At 64.8% G+C, this 18,990-nt stretch carries 16 protein-coding genes; 11 read left to right on the top strand and 5 right to left on the bottom strand.

Translation table 11 applies throughout. The features are described 5' to 3' along the window. Positions 1-119: 119 nt before the first annotated feature. The gene (locus J8I29_RS03305) at positions 120-1,109 is read right to left on the bottom strand and encodes an AraC family transcriptional regulator (protein WP_209430623.1); all 990 of its coding nucleotides are present in this window, start codon (positions 1,107-1,109) and stop codon (positions 120-122) included. Between the two features lie 299 nt (positions 1,110-1,408). Between J8I29_RS03305 and J8I29_RS03300 the strand changes: the two genes are divergently transcribed. From J8I29_RS03300 to J8I29_RS03265, 8 genes are all read left to right on the top strand, one after another. Further along, positions 1,409-2,176, top strand: coding sequence for an SDR family NAD(P)-dependent oxidoreductase (locus J8I29_RS03300; protein ID WP_209430916.1), 768 nt, complete (start codon positions 1,409-1,411; stop codon positions 2,174-2,176). A gap of 54 nt (positions 2,177-2,230) precedes the next feature. Beyond that, positions 2,231-3,421: an acetyl-CoA C-acyltransferase gene (locus J8I29_RS03295; RefSeq protein ID WP_209430915.1), complete on the top strand. Its 1,191-nt coding sequence runs from the start codon at positions 2,231-2,233 to the stop codon at positions 3,419-3,421. A gap of 73 nt (positions 3,422-3,494) precedes the next feature. Further along, positions 3,495-5,216, top strand: a complete 1,722-nt coding sequence (locus J8I29_RS03290) for an AMP-binding protein (protein ID WP_209430622.1) — start codon at positions 3,495-3,497, stop codon at positions 5,214-5,216. A gap of 132 nt (positions 5,217-5,348) precedes the next feature. After that, positions 5,349-6,845, top strand: coding sequence for a CoA-acylating methylmalonate-semialdehyde dehydrogenase (locus tag J8I29_RS03285; protein WP_209430621.1), 1,497 nt, complete (start codon positions 5,349-5,351; stop codon positions 6,843-6,845). A 167-nt stretch (positions 6,846-7,012) separates the two neighbouring features. Further along, positions 7,013-8,155, top strand: coding sequence for an isobutyryl-CoA dehydrogenase (locus J8I29_RS03280; RefSeq protein ID WP_209430620.1), 1,143 nt, complete (start codon positions 7,013-7,015; stop codon positions 8,153-8,155). Then, positions 8,155-9,219 carry an enoyl-CoA hydratase/isomerase family protein gene (locus tag J8I29_RS03275; protein ID WP_209430619.1) on the top strand — a complete coding sequence of 355 codons (1,065 nt, stop codon included), beginning with the start codon at positions 8,155-8,157 and terminating at the stop codon, positions 9,217-9,219. Before J8I29_RS03280 ends, J8I29_RS03275 begins: the two co-directional genes overlap by 1 nt. A gap of 57 nt (positions 9,220-9,276) precedes the next feature. Continuing rightward, positions 9,277-10,164: a 3-hydroxyisobutyrate dehydrogenase gene (mmsB, locus tag J8I29_RS03270; protein WP_209430618.1), complete on the top strand. Its 888-nt coding sequence runs from the start codon at positions 9,277-9,279 to the stop codon at positions 10,162-10,164. 9 nt (positions 10,165-10,173) lie between these two features. Further along, positions 10,174-10,947 (top strand): enoyl-CoA hydratase, encoded by a 774-nt coding sequence (locus J8I29_RS03265; RefSeq protein ID WP_105861779.1) that lies wholly within the window; start codon positions 10,174-10,176, stop codon positions 10,945-10,947. A 112-nt stretch (positions 10,948-11,059) separates the two neighbouring features. Here J8I29_RS03265 and J8I29_RS03260 read toward each other — a convergent pair whose 3' ends face one another. Both J8I29_RS03260 and J8I29_RS03255 read right to left on the bottom strand, forming a co-directional pair. Then, positions 11,060-12,556: a CoA-acylating methylmalonate-semialdehyde dehydrogenase gene (locus J8I29_RS03260; protein ID WP_209430617.1), complete on the bottom strand. Its 1,497-nt coding sequence runs from the start codon at positions 12,554-12,556 to the stop codon at positions 11,060-11,062. 202 nt (positions 12,557-12,758) lie between these two features. Beyond that, positions 12,759-14,084, bottom strand: coding sequence for an aspartate aminotransferase family protein (locus J8I29_RS03255; RefSeq protein ID WP_209430616.1), 1,326 nt, complete (start codon positions 14,082-14,084; stop codon positions 12,759-12,761). A gap of 283 nt (positions 14,085-14,367) precedes the next feature. Here J8I29_RS03255 and J8I29_RS03250 point away from each other — a divergent pair, with 283 nt between their 5' ends. From J8I29_RS03250 to phhA, 3 genes are all read left to right on the top strand, one after another. Then, positions 14,368-14,919 carry a cupin domain-containing protein gene (locus tag J8I29_RS03250; RefSeq protein WP_181161097.1) on the top strand — a complete coding sequence of 184 codons (552 nt, stop codon included), beginning with the start codon at positions 14,368-14,370 and terminating at the stop codon, positions 14,917-14,919. Positions 14,920-14,957: 38 nt separating this feature from the next. Continuing rightward, entirely contained in the window at positions 14,958-15,602 is a 645-nt protein-coding gene (rutR, locus tag J8I29_RS03245) for an HTH-type transcriptional regulator RutR (RefSeq protein ID WP_105861775.1), read from the top strand. Between the two features lie 326 nt (positions 15,603-15,928). Next, on the top strand, positions 15,929-16,801 hold the full coding sequence (phhA, locus tag J8I29_RS03240) for a phenylalanine 4-monooxygenase (protein WP_245196631.1): 873 nt from the start codon (positions 15,929-15,931) through the stop codon (positions 16,799-16,801). A 13-nt stretch (positions 16,802-16,814) separates the two neighbouring features. Here phhA and J8I29_RS03235 read toward each other — a convergent pair whose 3' ends face one another. Next, positions 16,815-17,489: a 4Fe-4S dicluster domain-containing protein gene (locus tag J8I29_RS03235; RefSeq protein WP_209430614.1), complete on the bottom strand. Its 675-nt coding sequence runs from the start codon at positions 17,487-17,489 to the stop codon at positions 16,815-16,817. A 176-nt stretch (positions 17,490-17,665) separates the two neighbouring features. Beyond that, on the bottom strand, positions 17,666-18,985 hold the full coding sequence (preA, locus tag J8I29_RS03230) for an NAD-dependent dihydropyrimidine dehydrogenase subunit PreA (protein ID WP_209430613.1): 1,320 nt from the start codon (positions 18,983-18,985) through the stop codon (positions 17,666-17,668). Between the last annotated feature and the right edge of the window lie 5 nt (positions 18,986-18,990).

Here is an 18,990-nt window from a genome sequence, read left to right as displayed (position 1 = left end):
TGGTGACGGTCCACCGGCCTGCCGGCAGCCGTTCTCTCTTTGTCACAGGGGAGCTTGTGCCCATGCCGACGATCGAACAATAACCCCAAGGAGTTATGACGGAACCGGCGGCCCGGCGGTCATTTCGCGCGAGAACGGCGGAATGCGCCCGGGCTCATGCCGGCCCATTTGTGGAAGGCGCGGTGGAAGGCGCTGGGCTCGGTATAGCCGAGATCGGCGGCGACCTGACCGACCGGCTTGTCCGTCCGGAGCAGCCAGTCCAGGGCCAGCTTGCGGCGGATCTCCTCCTTGATTTCGGAGAAACTCTCGCCGTCGCCGGCCAAATGACGCCGCAATGTTGGCTCGGACAGGTTCAGCTTCACGGCCATCTCGGTAAAGGAAGGCCACTCGGAAGGCGGGAGGTCTCGCAGCAGGCGCCGCGTGGCAGCGGCGGCGCCGCGATCATAGCGATAGCGCCCCAATATGTTGGCCGGCGCCCCGGTGATGAAGCCCTGCAGTGTTTTCTCGGTCTGGCGCACCTTCAACGACAGCAGTTCGCGGTCAAAGACCAGCACGGTCTGCGGCCGGTCGAAGCGGATGGCGGTGCCGAAGAAATCGCGATGGTCTTCCCGGCCTTTCGGAAGGGGGCCTCGAAAATGCAGTTCGCGGATCTCGAGCCGGCGTTTGACCAGCCAGCAGACGATACCATGCAGCAGCAGGAAATAGGTGCGGTAGGCAAAGGCCGGCCGGGGCGGTGAACTCTCTCGCAGGATCACGCTGGCCGAGGTGTCCTCGATCACCAGCTCACCCTTGGGCTCCCCCAGCACCAGATTGAGAAAGCGCAGGCTGCGCCGGACCGCGTGTTCCAGCGTCTGGCTGGAGATCACCGCATGGCAGAGCATGGCGAAACTGCCCGGCGCCATCGGCCGGGCGCCGAAGCCGAAATATTCGCAACTCATGATCTGGGCGATGCGCAGCCACAGGCGGCCATATTGTTCGGCTGAAAGGCGAAACTCCGGCAGATCGAGATCGCTCTCGCTGAAGCCCCCGGCATCCAGCGCCGGGCCGAGGTCGAAGCCCCCTCGCCGCAGAGGATCCAGAGTATCCTGGATGAAGCCGACACCGATCATGCAGTTCGCCCCGAACGCAGCCGAAAATGCCGGGGAAATATCATCCCGGGCACCATCGCAGGTAACGGGAAAGGGATACGGCGGCCAGAGCTCGAGTCGCTGCGCTCGGCCGGGGATGATGGCCCCTTGAGCCACGAATTGTGCCGGCGAGCTAATCCCTCCACGCTCATGACCTCCGATATGGCAAAACCGATCACGCTTTTAAACATGAAGGGTCATCGAAAGCCACCACCGACGTGCGTAGTATCGTTGCCAACGACAACGGCAATCAACGTGCCGAATGGGGAGAGTTCCGCGCCGTGCAGATCCAAGATCGCGTCTTCCTTGTGACTGGTGGAGCGTCCGGGCTCGGCCATGCGGCGGCAGCCGAGTTGGTGAGCCGCGGCGGGCGGGTCCTGCTCTGCGATCTCAATGCCGAAGCCGGCGAGAAAGCCGCTGCGGCACTCGGCAGCGCTGCACGTTTCCAGCGCACCGACGTGGCCAGCGCCGAGGATGGACAGGCCGCTGTCGGCGCCGCCCTCGAAGCCTTCGGCAGGCTCGACGCTCTCGTCAACTGCGCCGGCGTCGCCCCCAGTGAACGTATCGTCGGGCGTGATGGTCCCCATGATCTCGAGCGCTTCGCCCGTACCATCCAGATCAATCTCGTCGGCACCTTCAACATGACGCGTCTCGCCGCCCGGGCGATCGCTGCCAACGCGCCGGGCGAGGACGGCGAGCGTGGCGTCATCGTCAATACCGCCTCGATCGCAGCCTATGACGGCCAGATTGGCCAGGCCGCCTATGCCGCCTCCAAGGGCGGCGTCGCCAGCCTCACTTTGCCTGCAGCGCGCGAACTCGCCCGCTTCGGCATCCGTGTCGTCGCGGTGGCGCCCGGCGTGTTCGAGACCCCGATGATGCAGGCCATGCCGGAGGAAGTCAGGACGTCGCTGGGTGCGACCGTTCCCTTCCCTCCCCGCCTCGGCCATCCCGAGGAGTTTGCCGCCCTGGTTTGCCATATCGTCGAAAACCGCATGCTCAACGGCGAGATCATCCGGCTCGACGGCGCCTTGCGCATGGCGCCGCGCTGATCGGCCACACACAACGCCGAAATCGGCGTAAAATCTTCTTTTACAGAAAGGGACCTGGAGATGAATGACCCGGTCGTGATCGTCGGTTCCGCGCGTACGCCGCTCGGCGGTTTTCAGGGAGCCTTTTCCAGCCTGCCAGCGGCTCGCCTCGGCGCGGCCGCCATCTCGGCTGCGGTGTCCCGGGCCGGGCTGCCTGCCGAAACGGTCGAGGAAATCGTGTTCGGCTGCGTGCTCGCCGCCGGCCAGGGCCAGGCACCGGCCCGCCAGGCCGCCCTCGGTGCGGGCCTGCCGATTTCGACGCCCGCCACCACCGTCAACAAGATGTGCGGTTCGGGCATGCAGGCCGCCATGCTAGGCCATGACCTGATCGCCGCCGGCACCGCCGGCGTGGTGGTGGCCGGCGGCATGGAGAGCATGACCAACGCGCCCTATCTGCTTGACCGCGCGCGCAGTGGCTACCGCATGGGGCATGGCAGCGTGAAGGACCATATGTTCCTGGACGGGCTCGAGGATGCCTATGAGAAGGGCCGCCTGATGGGCACCTTCGCCGAGGATTGTGCCGAAGCCTATCAATTCACCCGCCAGGCGCAGGATGAATTTGCACTGCAATCGTTGAGCCGGGCCCAGGCCGCCATTCGCGACGGACGTTTCGACAGCGAGATCGTGCCCGTGACCGTCGGCACGGGCAAGACCGAGCAGGTCGTCGGCGTCGACGAGCAGCCGGGCAAGGCTCGTCCCGACAAGATCCCGACGCTGAAGCCGGCCTTCCGCGAGGGCGGCACGGTGACGGCGGCCAATTCCAGCTCCATCTCCGATGGCGCCGCCGCCCTGGTGCTGATGCGCCGCTCGCAGGCGGAAAAGCGCGGTCTGACGCCGCTTGCTGCCATCGTCGGCCATGCCAGCCACGCCCAGGAGCCGAACCGCTTCGCCACCGCCCCGATCGGCGCCATACGTAAATTGTTCGAGCGCACGGGATGGACGGCCGAGGAAGTCGACCTTTTCGAAATCAACGAGGCTTTCGCCGTGGTGACCATGGCGGCCATGCGGGATCTCGGCCTGCCTTCGGACAAGGTCAACGTGCATGGCGGTGCCTGCGCCCTCGGCCATCCGATCGGCGCTTCCGGTGCGCGCGTGCTGGTGACGCTGCTGGCTGCCCTCGAAAGCCATGGGCTGAAGCGCGGCGTCGCCAGCCTGTGCATCGGCGGCGGCGAGGCGACGGCCATGGCGGTGGAGCGGCTGGTCTGAACGAGGAAGGACGGCTGAACGATCAACGAAAATAACGGCACTTTCATTGTGCTCGGCAAGCGAGGAAACCTTCATGCCCGATTTTCGGCAAGCTCGTGACTTTCTGCTCAAGCATCGCACCGACTACGAGACGGCCCGCGCCGGCTTCCGCTGGCCCGACGGGGCCGGCTTCAACTGGGCGCTGGACTGGTTCGACGCCGAGCTCGCCACCGCTCCCGACAGCCGGGACCGCACGGCCCTTTGGATCGTCGACACAGCCACCGGAACCGAGACCCGTCTCAGCTTCGCCGAGCTCAGCCGGCGCTCCAACCAGGTGGCGAACTTCCTGCGCGCCCAGGGCCTGAAACGCGGCGATCACGTCCTGGTGCTGCTCGGCAACGTGCCCGCGATCTGGGAGACGACGCTGGCGGCGATCAAGCTCGGCCTGATCCTCATTCCGGCCACGACGCTGCTCACCCCGGACGAGCTCGCCGATCGTTTCGACCGCGGCAAGGCCCGCGCCATCGTCGCCGAACGCGACCAGCTCGCCAAATGCGAGAGCGTGGCGCCCCCGGAGGTGAAACGCATCGTCGTCGGCCCAGGGGGTGAGGCCGGCTGGATCGCCTATGCCGAGGCTTTCGACCAGCCTGCCATCTTCACGCCGGATAGCCCGACCCATTCGCACGATCCGCTGCTGCTCTATTTCACCTCCGGCACCACCGCCAAGCCCAAGCTGGTGCGCCATTCCCAGCGCAGCTATCCGATCGGCGCGCTCTCGACCATGTACTGGCTCGGCCTGCAGCCCGGCGACATCCACCTCAACGTGTCGTCGCCCGGCTGGGCCAAACACGCCTGGAGCTCGTTCTTCGCGCCCTGGAACGCCGGCGCCACGGTGCTGGTGATCAACCAGCCGCAGTTCAGCGCCAAGGTGCTGCTGCGCGAACTCGAACGCTGCGAGGTCACCACGCTCTGCTCGCCACCGACCGTCTGGCGGCTGCTGATCCAGGAGGATCTCGCCGCCTACAAGGTTTCGCTGCGCGAAGTGTGTGGCGCCGGCGAGCCGCTCAATCCGGAAGTGATCGAGCGGGTGCGGGACGCCTGGGGGCTGACCATCCGCGACGGCTATGGCCAGACCGAAACCACGGCCCAGATCGCCAATTCGCCGGGACAGCCGATCAAGGTCGGCGCCATGGGCCGTCCCCTCCCCGGCTACGACATCCGCGTGCTCGATGCCGATGGCAAGCCTGCCACGGAAGGCGAGGTCTGCCTGCCGCTCGGCGGCAATAGACCGGCCGGTCTGATGCAAGGCTATCAGGGGACCGACGGCAAGCTGCGGGGCTTGGAAGAGGAGGTGTACCGCACCGGTGACGTCGCCTTTGTCGACGAAGAAGGATACCTCACCTTCGTCGGCCGCGCCGACGACGTCTTCAAATCCTCCGATTACCGCATCAGCCCCTTCGAGCTCGAAAGCGTATTGATCGAACACGAGTCGGTGGCCGAGGCCGCCATTGTGCCGGTGGCCGATGCCATCCGCCTGTCGATCCCCAAGGCCTATGTGCTGCTGGTCGGCGCAGCCAAACCGTCACGGGAGACGGCCCTGTCGATCTTTCGCTATACCAATGAGCGTCTCGCCCCTTTCAAACGCGTCCGCCGCATCGAGTTCGTCACCGAGCTGCCCAAGACCATCTCCGGCAAGATCCGGCGGGTGCAGCTGCGCCGGCTGGAAGTGGAAGGCGATACGCAAAGTGCGTTCCGGGGTATCGAGTTCGCCGAGACCGACTTCCCGGAGATGGCATCGGAGAGGAAGCGGGCATAGGGTTGCGGCGACGGCGTTTCGGGTGCGCGGACGTCCCGTCCGCTCTTCCCTTCTGTAAGCGCGACGTTTCCAAGAGCGGACGAGACGTCCGCGCACCCGGGAAATATTCAAACCACGACAAAGGATACAGCCATGCGACAGATCGGACATTTCATCGCCGGCAAGCGTGTCGAGGGCACCAGCGGCCGTTTTGCTGACGTGTTCAATCCCACCACCGGGGATGTGCAGGCCAAGGTGGCGCTCGCCAGCACGGCGGAAATTCGGGCGGCTGTCGAGAACGCCCGCGAGGCGCAGCTTGTCTGGGCAGGGTGGAACCCGCAGCGCCGCGCCCGCGTGCTGATGCGCTTCCTCGAATTGATGCGTGACGAGCATGACAGTCTGGCCGAGCTCCTGGCGAGCGAGCACGGCAAGACGGTGCCGGATGCCAAGGGCGACATCCAGCGCGGCCTCGAAGTGGTGGAATTCGCCGTCGGCGTGCCGCATCTGCTCAAGGGCGAATATACCGAGAGCGCCGGCACCGGCATCGACGTCTATTCCCTGCGCCAGCCGCTCGGCGTCGTCGCCGGCATCACGCCCTTCAATTTCCCGGCGATGATCCCCCTGTGGAAATGCGCGCCGGCGCTCGCCTGTGGCAACGCCTTCATCCTCAAGCCATCCGAACGCGATCCTTCCGTGCCGATCCGCATCGCCGAGCTCTTCGTCGAGGCCGGCCTGCCGGCAGGCGTCTTCAATGTCGTCAATGGCGACAAGGAAGCGGTCGACGCGATTCTCGACGACGAGGACATCCGGGCCGTGGGCTTCGTCGGCTCCACCCCGATCGCCGAATACATCTATGTCCGCGCCGCCCAGACCGGCAAGCGGGCTCAGTGTTTCGGCGGCGCCAAGAACCACGCCATCGTCATGCCCGATGCCGACATGGACCAGGTCGTCGATGCCCTGATCGGCGCCGGCTACGGTTCGGCGGGCGAGCGTTGCATGGCGATCTCCGTCGCCGTTCCCGTCACCAAGGCCACGGGCGATGCGCTGATGGAAAGGCTGATCCCGCGGGTGGAATCGCTGAAGATCGGCCCCTCCAACGATGGCTCCGCCGATTACGGGCCGCTGGTCACCCGCGAGGCGGTGGAGCGCGTCAAGCGCTATGTCGAGATCGGTGTCAACGAAGGCGCCAAGCTGGCCGTCGACGGCCGCAATTTCCGCCTGCAAGGCTATGAGAACGGCTTCTTCATGGGCGGCTGCCTGTTCGACGAGGTCAAGCCCGAGATGACGATTTACAAGGAGGAGATCTTCGGGCCGGTGCTCTCCGTCGTGCGGGCAGACACCTACGAGGAAGCACTTGCTTTGCCGACAAAGCATTCCTACGGCAATGGCGTCGCCATTTTCACGCGCGACGGCGATGCCGCCCGCGACTTTGCCGCCAGGGTCAATGTCGGCATGGTCGGCATCAACGTGCCGATCCCGGTGCCGATCGCCTATCACACCTTCGGCGGCTGGAAGCGCTCGGGCTTCGGCGACCTCAACCAGCATGGGCCGGATTCGATCCGCTTCTATACCAAGACCAAGACGGTGACCTCGCGCTGGCCGAGCGGCATCAAGAGCGGCGCCGACTTCTCGATCCCGACGATGCGGTGAGGCAATCTCTACCCTCCCCTCGATGTCCGCACGTCCTGCGGACGTGCGAGGGGTCGGCCTGAAAGGCCGGGGTGGGGTGGGAACCACACCGGTCAAGACCATCACCCCACCCCGACGCTGCGCGTCGACCCTCCCCATCGAGGGGAGGGTAAAGATAGGCGACCACCATGGACTTCGAACTCAGCGACGAACAAACAGCCATCCGGGAAATGGCCGCCGGCTTTGCGGCGGAGGCGATCGCCCCGCATGCCCTCGAATGGGACCAGAACAGGCATTTCCCCCTCGACACGCTCAAGGCGGCGGCAGACCTCGGCATGGCCGCGATCTATGTGCGTGAGGACGTGGGTGGCTCCGGCCTCACCCGGCTCGACGCGGCGCTGATCTTCGAAGCCTTGTCGTCGGGGTGTCCGGCCATCGCCTCCTTCCTGTCGATCCACAATATGTGCGCCTGGATCGTCGACGCCTATGGCTCACCCGAACAGCGCAGCCAATGGTTGCCGGCCATGACGAAAATGGAGACGATCGCCAGCTACTGCCTCACCGAGCCCGGCGTCGGTTCCGATGCCGGATCCCTCGCCACCCGGGCCGTGCGCGACGGCGATCACTACATCCTCAATGGCCAGAAACAGTTCATTTCCGGTGCCGGTGCCAGCGATCTCTACATCGTGATGGCCCGCACCGGAGGGGAAGGCCCCAAGGGCATCTCTACCTTCATCGTGCCCAAGGATACGCCCGGCCTTTCCTTCGGTGCGAGCGAGAAGAAGATGGGCTGGCATGCCCAGCCGACCCGCGCGGTGATATTCGAGAATGTCCGGGTCCCGGCGGCCAACCGCATCGCCGAAGAAGGCCAGGGCTTTCGCATCGCCATGGCGGCGCTCGATGGCGGCCGCCTCAACATCGCCGCCTGCTCGCTCGGCGGCGCCCAGGCCGCCCTCGACAAGGCAATCGCCTATATGGGTGAGCGAAAAGCCTTCGGACGCAAGATCTCGGATTTCCAGGCCCTGCAGTTTCGCCTTGCCGACATGGCGACGGAACTGGAGGTGGCGCGCACCTTCCTCTGGCGGGCCGCGAGCGCCCTCGATGCCAAGAGCCCCGAGGCGACGCGCTTTTGCGCCATGGCCAAGCGCTTCGTCACCGATGCCGGTTTCGAGGTTGCCAATCAGGCACTGCAGCTTCACGGTGGCTATGGCTACTTGAGCGAATACGGCGTCGAGAAGATCGTCAGGGATCTCAGGGTGCATCAGATTCTGGAGGGAACCAACGAAATCATGCGTGTGATCATTGCCCGTGCCCTGCTGGGGAGCCGCTGATGACAGCAGTGGAAACGCTTCCTGAAATCATCGTCGAACGTAAGGGCTCGCTCGGTCGCATCCGGCTCAATCGCCCCAAGGCGATGAACAGCCTCACCCGCGACATGGTGCATCTGATCGCGCCGGCCCTGGACGCCTTCGAGAAGGATGCAGCCATCGCCGCCGTGCTGCTGACGGGGGAAGGCGAGCGCGGCCTGTGCGCCGGCGGCGACATCCGCGCCCTCTATGAGGGCGAGCGCACGCCCAACGGCACGGGAGCGAAATTCTGGCGCGACGAATATCGCGTCAATGCCCGCATCGCCCGCTTTTCCAAGCCCTATCTGGCCGTGATGGACGGCATCACCATGGGCGGCGGCATCGGCCTGTCGGCGCATGGCGCCCACCGCATCGTCACCGAGCGCAGCCGCATCGCCATGCCGGAAGTCGGCATCGGCTTCGTGCCGGATGTCGGCGGCACCTGGCTGCTCGCCCATGCGCCGGGCGAGATCGGCACCTATCTCGCCCTCACCGGCGAGACCATCGGCGCGGCAGATGCGATCTATGCCGGCCTGGCCGACCTCCAGATCCCGCTGGGCAGCATCCCCGCCCTGATCGAGGCGTTGGCGCAGCTGACGCCGGGAACCGGCAATGAGGCCATCCGCGCCTTGCTCGGCAAGCACGCCATACGCCCCGAACCCGCTCGCCTTGCCGAGCATCGCGCCCTGATCGACCAATGCTTTGCCGGCTCCTCCGTCGAAACCATCCTGCAGGCCCTTGACGCGGATGGCTCGTCCTTCGCGATGAAGGCGCGCGACATCATTGCTTCGAAATCACCGACCAGCCTCAAGCTCACCTTCCGCCTGGTCCGTCTCGCCCGCGAGGCGAGCGGGCTGGAAGAATGCCTGGAGCGCGAATTCGCCGCCGCGGTTGCCGTGGCGCAGGGCCATGACTTCTACGAGGGCGTGCGGGCGGCGATCATCGACAAGGATCGCAACCCGCGCTGGTCACCGCCGAGCCTCGCCGAAGTGGATGACCGCGACATCGAGGCCTGGATCCAGCCGGTCACAGATCGGGTGTTTCCCTGAGCGCATGCTGATGCGCACCGCACCCATCCCGATCGCATTCTCGCAAAGGAGTCCCCAATGGCCAGCAGCAAGATAGGTTTCATTGGTCTCGGCAATATGGGTGGGCCGATGGCCGCCAATCTGGTCAAGGCCGGGCACGAGGTGCGCGGCTTCGATCTGTCCCAGGCCTCGCTCGACAGTGCACGCGCCGATGGCGTGACCATTGCCTCCTCCGCCGCCGAGGCGGTCAAGGAGGCCGACGCCGTGGTCACCATGCTGCCGGCTGGCGCTCATGTGCTGAAGGTGTGGTCTGAGCTGGCCAGCCTCGTACCGGATGGCACGCTGCTGATCGACAGCTCCACCATCGATGTCGACAGCGCCCGCAAGGCCCATGACATCGCCGCCGCGCGAAAGCTCGCCGCCGTTGACGCTCCCGTCTCCGGCGGCGTGGGCGGCGCCAAGGCCGGCACGCTGACCTTCATGGTCGGCGGCACCGGCGAGGCCTTTGCCCGAGCCGAGCCCCTGCTCAATGTGATGGGCAAGCGCGTGGTGCATTGCGGCACCCCCGGCGCCGGTCAGGCCGCCAAGATCTGCAACAACATGATCCTCGGCATTTCGATGATCGGCGTTTGCGAGGCCTTCGCGCTCGGCGAAAAGCTCGGCCTGTCGCAGCAGGCGCTCTACGACGTGGCCTCGACCTCCTCCGGCCAATGCTGGTCCCTCACCAGCTATTGCCCGGTGCCGGGGCCGGTACCGACTTCACCCGCCAACAACGACTACAAGCCGGGATTTGCCGCTGCGCTGATGCTCAAGGATCTCAAGCTCGCCCAGGCGGCAGCCAATGCGGTGGGCGCCAACACACCGCTTGGCGCCGAAGCGGCCCAGCTCTATTCCCTGTTCGACGGCCTCGGCCATGGCACCGAGGATTTCTCCGCCATCATCCGGCTGCTGCGCGGCAAGCATTGAGGACCAGACATGACCTATGAGACCATCATCACCGAACAGCGCGGTCGCGTGTTGCTGATCACGCTTAACCGGCCCGAGGCCCTCAACGCGCTCAACCGCAAGCTGGCCGGCGAACTCCTGGCAGCCACCCAGGCGGCGGATGCCGATCCCTCCATCGGCTGCCTGGTGATCACCGGCTCCGCCAAGGCCTTTGCCGCCGGCGCTGACATCAAGGAGATGCAGGCCCAGAGCTTCGTCGACATGCACAGCAGCGACTGGTTCTCGGAATGGAACCATTTCGCGGCTTCCCGCAAGCCGAAGATCGCTGCCGTAGCCGGCTATGCTTTGGGTGGCGGCTGCGAGCTTGCCCTAATGTGTGACTTCATCCTGGCCGCCGATACCGCCAAATTCGGCCAGCCCGAGATCAAGCTCGGCGTCATCCCCGGCATGGGCGGCAGCCAGAGGCTGGTTCGCTCGATCGGCAAGTCCAAGGCGATGGAACTGTGCCTGACCGGCCGCATGATGGACGCCGCCGAGGCCGAGCGCTGCGGCCTCGCCTCGCGCGTCGTTCCGGCCGCCGATCTTGTCGAGGACGCGGTGAAGACGGCGCAGACCATCGCGAGCATGTCGCTGACGGCGAGCATGGTGATGAAGGAGGCGATCAACCAGGCCTATGAGCTGCCGCTCGCCAGCGGCCTCACCTTCGAGCGCCGCGTCTTCCAGGCCCTGTTCTCGACCGAAGACCAGAAGGAAGGCATGGCCGCCTTCGTGGAAAAGCGCCCCGCACAGTTCAACCGGGGGTAGTTTCTCCGGGTGCGCGGGCATCCTGCCCGCTCTTCCCCTCCGCAAACAGTGCGTTCGGGGTTTAGGAAGATGCGGGCAGGATGCCCCCGCGCACCCGGGAATATGACTCCCCTCAGTTCGTCGAGGGGAAGTTGAGGTTCACGCCCGAGCGGATACCGGTCGGCCAGCGGGCGGTCACGGTCTTCAGGCGAGTGTAGAAACGTACGCCCTCCATGCCGTAAATCGAGTGGTCGCCGAACAGCGAGCGCTTCCAGCCGCCGAAGGAGTGGTAGGCCACCGGCACCGGCAGCGGCACGTTGACGCCGACCATGCCGACCTCGATGCCGTCGGCAAAGGCCCGCGCCGCATCGCCGTCACGCGTGAAGATGGCGGTGCCGTTGCCATATTCATGGTCGTTGATCATCTTGGTGGCATGGGCGTAGTCGCGTGCGCGCACCATCGAGAGCACCGGCCCGAAGATCTCCTCCTTGTAGATCGACATCTCTTCGCTGACGTGATCGAACAAAGTGGCGCCGACGAAATAGCCGTTCTCATAGCCCTGCAGCTTGAGGCCGCGGCCGTCGACCACCAGCTTGGCGCCTTCCTTCACGCCGGCATCGATATAGCCGAGCACCTTCTCCTGGTGCTGCTTGGTGACCAGCGGCCCCATCTCGGCCTGCGGATCGGCGGCGGGGCCGACCTTGAGCTTGTTGATGCGCGGCAGCAGGTGCTCGACCAGGATATCGGCGGTCTTGTCGCCGATCGGCACGGCCACCGAGATGGCCATGCAGCGCTCGCCGGCCGAGCCGTAGGCGGCGGAGACCAGCGCGTCGGCGGCCTGGTCCATGTCGGCATCCGGCATCACCACCATGTGGTTCTTGGCGCCGCCGAGAGCCTGGCAGCGCTTGCCGTTGGCAGCGGCCGTCGCATAGATGTACTGGGCGATCGGGGTCGAGCCGACGAAGCTGATGGCCTTGACGTCGGGATGATGCAGCAGCGCGTCGACGGCTTCCTTGTCGCCATTGACGACGTTGAGCACGCCTTCCGGCAGGCCGGTGTCGAGGAGAAGCTGCGCCACCACCAGCGCGGCGGAGGGATCGCGCTCGGACGGCTTGAGGACGAAGGTGTTGCCGGCCGCGATCGCCACCGGATACATCCATAGCGGCACCATGGCGGGGAAGTTGAAGGGCGTGATGCCGGCGACGACACCGAGCGGCTGGCGGTCATTGTGGGTGTCGATGGCGGGGCCGACATTGCGGCTGAACTCGCCGGCGAGCAGATGCGGGATGCCGCAGGCGAATTCGACGACCTCGATGCCGCGCTGCACCTCGCCGAGCGCGTCGGAATGGGTCTTGCCGTGCTCGGCCGAGATCGCCTGGGCGATCCTGTCGGCATTGGCTTCAAGCAGTTCCTTGAACTTGAACATGTAGCGGGCGCGCTTGAGCGGCGCCGTGGTCGACCAGGCGGGGAAGGCCTTCTTGGCGGCCTGCACGGCGGCATCGACATCCGCGGTCGAGGACAGGCCGAGTTCGCCGCTCTGCTCGCCGGTGGCGGGATTGAACACGGGCGCGAAGCGTCCGCTGGTGGTGGCGGTCTGCTTGCCGCCGATCAGGTTGTCGATACGGGCCATGGGTTTCCTCTGAAGGAGTCTGTCTTGCTGCGCGCCTTGGGAAGCGAAACATCTTACCCTCCCCTGGAGGGGGAGGGTCGGACGAAGTCCGGGGTGGGGTGATCTTGCGATCGAGAATTGACGCATCGCGTCGGAGCAGGGAAGGCCACCCCACCCCGACGCTACGCGTCGACCCTCCCCCTCCAGGGGAGGGTCAAGAGCATCAATCCAGCGTCTTCAAGACGTCGCCGAGCGTCGTGATCAGTTGGTCGATCTGCGCCTTGGAAATGATCAGCGGCGGCGACAGGGCGATGATGTCGCCGGTGGTGCGGATCAGCAGGCCCTTCTCATAGGCCTTCAGGAAGGCGGAGAAGGCGCGTTTGGTGGGCTGGCCGGCGATCGGCTCGAGTTCGATGGCGCCGATCAGGCCGAGATTGCGGATGTCGATGACGTGCGGCAGGCCCTTGAGCGAATGCACCGCGTCCTCCCAGTAGGAGGCGAGATCGGCAGCGCGGGTCAGCAGGCCTTCCTCGGCATAGGTGTCGAGCGTGCCGAGCGCGGCGGCGCAGGCTACCGGATTGGCCGAATAGGTGTAGCCGTGGAAGAGCTCGATCAGGTGCTCCGGCCCGGTCATGAAGGCATCGTAGATCTCCTTCTTGGCGAAGACCGCACCCATCGGAATCACGCCGGAGGTGATGCCCTTGGCCACCGTCATCATGTCGGGGGTCACGCCGAAATAGTCGGCGGCGAAGGGCGCGCCGAGACGGCCGAAACCGGTGATGACCTCGTCAAAGATCAGGAGGATGCCGTGCTTGTCGCAGATGGCGCGGATGCGCTCGAGATAGCCCTTGGGCGGCAGCAGCACGCCGGTGGAGCCGGCGATCGGCTCGATGATCACGGCCGCGATGGTGGAAGGATCATGCAGGGCGATCACCCGTTCCAGATCCTCGGCATATTCGGCGCCATGCTCGGGCAGGCCGCGGGAGAAGGCATTGCGCGTGAGGTCATGGGTGTGGCGGATGTGGTCGACGCCGGTGAGCAGCGTGCCGAACATCTTGCGGTTGGAAACGATGCCGCCCACCGAAATGCCGCCGAAGCCCACGCCGTGATAGCCGCGCTCGCGGCCGATCAGGCGGAAGCGCTGCCCTTCGCCGCGGGCGCGGTGATAGGCGAGCGCGATCTTGAGCGCGCTGTCGACGGCTTCCGAACCGGAATTGGCGAAGAAGACATGATCGATGCCCTGGGGCGTGAGCTGGACCAGGCGGGAGGCGAGTTCGAAGGCGGCGGGGTGGCCCATCTGGAAGGCCGGCGCGTAATCGAGTTCAGCCACCTGCTTCTGGACCGCCTCGGTGATCTTGGGCCGGCCATGGCCGGCATTGCAGCACCACAGACCCGCCGTACCGTCCAGCACCTGACGGCCATCGGCCGTGGTGTAGTGCATGTCCTTAGCCGCGACGAACATGCGCGGGTTGGACTTGAACTGTCTGTTAGCCGTAAACGGCATCCAGAACGCTTCGAGGTTGTTGGTCACGCGGATCGGGGCGTTCATCGAGATCTCTCCGGAAGCTGCCGGGGTCCCGAAGGCTGGCGGGAGGCCCGGCTCATTATGCTGGCAATAGCTTTGCCTTGAATTTGGAAATTATGCCAACTCTTTGTTGCAGCAGCATCATTCCTATTTCGAGCGCCGTTTCTACCGCAGTTTCTGTTCCGGAACGAACGATCAACAACAAGCGTTAGGTTCGTGAATTCCGGCACATTGAATGCAAAGTGGAATTGCCCGCAGCGTTCGTGATATTTAACATTCTAAACAGGGCTGGATGAAGGACGCCATCATGCAGAACGTCGATTTGGGTTCGCTGCTGCGGCGCGTGCGCGAGGCGCGCGGATTGTCGCAGCGCCAGCTCGCCAAGCGCGCCGGCATCTCCAACGCCACCATCTCGCTGATGGAATCGAATGCGGTGAACCCCTCCGTCGGCGCGCTCAAGCGGGTGCTCGACGCCTTGCCGATCGGCCTGGCGGAATTCTTCGCCCTCGACGCCAATCCCGGCCGCAAGGTGTTCTATCGCTCCGGCGAGCTGATGGAGATCGGCCGCGGGCGCGTCTCCTATCGCCAGGTCGGCTCGGACCTGCGCGGGCGCGCCCTGCAGATGATCTCCGAACGCTACCAGCCCGGCGCCGATTCCGGCAAAGTGCTGCTGCATCACCAGGGCGAGGAATGCGGCATCATCATTCGCGGCCAGCTCGAAGTTACCGTGGGTGAAGACATGGCCGTGCTCGGCCCCGGCGACGCCTATTATTTCGACAGCCGGGAGCCTCATCGTTTTCGCAATGTCGGCGACACGCCCTGTGAGCTGATATCGGCTTGCACACCGCCAAGCTTCTGAGCCATGAAGGAATGGGAACAACGAAGCAGGAAGCGCTCATGCCAGAGGGAGGAGAGGCCGGCCGGCAACGCAACAAGACCAAGCTCGGCCTGGCCAATATCGACAAGATCCTCGACAGCGCCCTTTCGGCCTTCTCGAAACACGGCCTGCGCGGCACCCGTATCGACCAGGTCGCCGAAGCCGCCGGCATGTCGAAGACCAATCTCCTCTATTATTTCCGCACCAAGGACGCCCTCTACGAGGCGGTGCTCACCCGCACGCTGGAAGTCTGGGTCACGCCGCTGAAGGAACTCGATGCCACGCGCGGCCCGGTCGCGGCGCTGACATCCTATATCGAGCACAAGCTCAAATGCTCGCGGCTCTATCCGGAATCCTCCCGTCTCTTCGCCATGGAGATCATGCAGGGCGCGCCGCATCTCAAGAAAGTGCTGGCGACGGATCTTACCGACACCGTCCGGCAGAAATCGGTCATCATCCAGCGCTGGATCGCCGAGGGGAAGCTGCGGCCGATCGAGCCCTATCACCTGCTCTTCATGATCTGGGCGACCACCCAGCATTATGCCGATTTCGCCACGCAGATCAGCGTTCTCACCGGCAAGGACCTCAACGACGAGGCCTTCTACGAGGAAACGCTGAAGACGCTGACTGAAACGATCCTGCGCGGCGTGCTGGCAGAGCGCTGAGCGCGGCTCCCGCCGACATCGAACGGGCCGGCATTCCTGCGATGTCCCAAGCCAATGCCCGCCTTTCGTGCCAGAGCAATTTTCAGAAAGCCGCGCTGGCTTTTCCGGCAATAAAACACGCCAGAACAAAGCGTTAGAGACAAAACACAACCCAGAGAAATTGCGTGTCGTCCTGGCAGGCGTGCTATCATCACCCCATATGGATGGAGGGGTCATCCCCTAGAGCAAAGCACGTTCAGGCGCGTTTGCTCTAGCCCCTCGTTCCGACGCGTCTTTGCGATTCTTGGTGATTCCAAGAAATCCCAAAACGCTTTTGGGAGGACATGATGGGACACGCCATACTGAATGCTCAGACGATCGAGCAATGCATCATCCCGCAGGATTGGGATCGCTATACCAGGGAAGACCACGAGACCTGGTCGATTCTCTTCAAGCGCCAGCTCGCGGCCCTGAAGGGCCATGTCGCGCAGGAATATCTGGATGGCCTGACGACACTGGGTATCGATGAGACAGGCATACCCAATTTCGAGCGCATGAACGAAAGGCTGCGAAGGGCCACCGGCTGGGAGGTGGTAGCCGTGCCCGGCCTCATCGCCTCCCGCCCCTTCTTCGAGATGCTGGCAAGCCGGCGCTTTCCGGCCGGCACCTTTATCCGCACGCGCGCGCAGCTCGATTATCTGGAAGAGCCCGACATCTTTCACGACGTCTTCGGCCATGTGCCGCTGCTCACCAATCCGGCCTATGCCGATTACATGAACGAATATGGCCGCATCGGCCTTGAGGCGATCGACAACAGGGGCGTGAAATTCCTCGCCCGCCTCAACTGGTACACCATCGAGTTCGGCCTGATCCGCAAGCCCGAGGGCATCCGCATCTATGGGGCGGGCATCGTCTCCTCCTTCGGCGAGGCGAAATATGCCGTCGGCGATGCCTCGGCCCATCATTTGCGCTTCGATTTCGACAGGGTTGCCAGGACCGGCTATTACATCGACGATTTCCAGGCGAGCTATTTCGTGATCGATCGTTTCGAAGAGCTCTTCGACCTGCTCAAGGGGATCGACGCACCGGCCCTGTTCGCCCAATTGCGGGAGAAGCCGACGCTGTCCCCCTTCGAGATCCGGCCCGAGGACGACGTGCTGCGCCGGGGCAGCGGCGACTATTGGCGCGATTTTCCCAAGACCAAGGAGAAGCTGAAATAGAGCGGTCCTCCGGTCAATGCGCCGCCAGGAAAGCTTTCATATAAAAGCCCGCCTCCTCGGCGCCATAAGCCTGCCTCGGAGCGACCGGGCAGGCCCGCCGCGCGAGGCAGCCGCCTTGCCGGCAGGCCGCGCCCTCGGCGGAGCGCACATGAGCGGCGCAGCGTTCGACATCGTAACCCGCCGTCGTGAAGGCGCCGACCGGGCAGGTGTCCAGGCAGGGCTTGGCCGCACAGCTCTCGCAGGGGTGGGCCTGGATTTCCTTTGGGGGCAGGTCCAGCCTCTGCGTAAAACAGAGGGCACCGCGATAGCTGTGCCACAGCCCATGCACCGGGTGGACATACATGCCGAGCGGCGAGGCAAAGACGTTGTCGCCGCGCTGTGCCCAGCGCTGGAATGGCCAATAGGGCGGGCCGCCGAAGGGATAGAGGGCCGCGGCGCCGAACTCCTTTGCCATCGCGCCGATCACCCGCTCGGACCAGCGATCCAATGGATGGGGCGCGCCATCCGCAGCCTCGGGCGAAGCCGCAAAGCTGGGCCAATGCCGCCCGCCGGCCCAGCCGAGCAGTACCAGCGTTCCGACGGGCTCGGTGTCGCGCGACGGTACACCGTCCTCGGGCCTCGGATGAAAGGCCCCCCTCACCGAGAGGCCGGCGGCTTCGGCATAGCGGGAAAGATCGGCTAGCTTCACGCGGATTGCCCGGATTGACGGGCATCTCGCCCACATGACCTTGCGGGATAAATACAGGATTGGTGTGCCGATCTCCAGATCGGCATCCTCGGCAGGCAAACACTCGCTTTCCAGCATGCCGATCTGGAGATCGGCACACCGTGCCTCATATCGCTACGAGGCGTGCTTCCCCCGCCTTACTCCGCCGGTTCGGTCGCCTTGGCATGCACGGCCGGATTGTTGGGATGCTCCTTCCAGGTGCGATGCCCGCCCACCGGCCTGCCGGTGCGCTTGTCGACCCCGGAGGTCACCGGTTCGAGCGTGATGCAGTCCTCGATCGGGCAGACCACGGCGCACAGATTGCAGCCGACGCACTCTTCCTCGATCACCTCGAACTTGCGCACGCCGTCGACCATGTTGGTGATGGCCTGGTGGGACGTATCCTCGCAGGCGATGTGGCAGCGGCCGCATTTGATGCAGGCATCCTGGTCGATATGGGCCTTGACCACATAGTCGAGGTTGAGGTGTTGCCAGTCGGTGACACGCGGAATGGCCTTGCCGACGAACTGGTCGACAGAGGTATAGCCCTTCTCGTCCATCCAGTCGGACAGGCCGGAGATCATCTCCTGCACCACCTTGAAGCCATAGACCATGGCGGCGGTGCAAACCTGCACCGTGCCGCAGCCCAGCGCCATATATTCCACGGCGTCACGCCAGGTCTCGATGCCGCCGATGCCGGAGATCGGCAGACCCCGCGTCGCCTCCGCCCGGGCGATCTCCGAGACCATGCTGAGCGCGATCGGCTTCACCGCCGGGCCGCAATAGCCGCCATGGGTGCCGAAACCATCGGTATTCGGCCAGGGGCGCATATTGTCGATGTCGACCGAGACGATGGAGTTGATGGTGTTGATCAGCGATACAGCGTCAGCCCCGCCGCGCTTGGCCGCCTCGGCGGGCTTGCGCACGTCGGTGATATTGGGCGTCAGCTTCACGATCACCGGCATGCGGGTATATTGCTTGCACCAGCGCGCGACCATCTCGACATATTCGGGCACCTGCCCGACGGCCGAGCCCATGCCGCGCTCCGACATGCCGTGCGGACAGCCGAAATTCAGCTCGATGCCGTCGGCCTCGGTGTCCTCGACGAAGGGCAGGATCGACTTCCACGCATTCTCTTCGCAAGGCACCATCAGGGAGACGATCAGCGCCCGGTCCTTCCAGTCGCGCTTGACCTGCTTGATCTCGCGCAGATTGACCTCGAGCGGCCGGTCGGTGATGAGCTCGATATTGTTAAAGCCCATCACGCGGCGGTCCTGGCTGTGCCAGGCGCCGTAGCGCGGGCCATTGACGTTGACCACCGGCGGGCCCTGCTCGCCGAGCGTCTTCCAGACCACGCCGCCCCAGCCCGCCTTGAAGGCGCGGACGACGTTGTATTCCTTGTCAGTCGGCGGCGCGGAGGCCAGCCAGAATGGGTTGGGAGACTTGATGCCCAGAAAGTTGGTGCTGAGATCGGCCATGTCGT

The organism is Labrys sp. LIt4, from assembly GCF_017813775.1.
Lineage (GTDB): Bacteria > Pseudomonadota > Alphaproteobacteria > Rhizobiales > Labraceae > Labrys > Labrys okinawensis_A.
The sequence above is the reverse complement of the archived record's forward strand: the minus strand, read 5'-3'. Positions and strand labels throughout refer to the sequence as shown.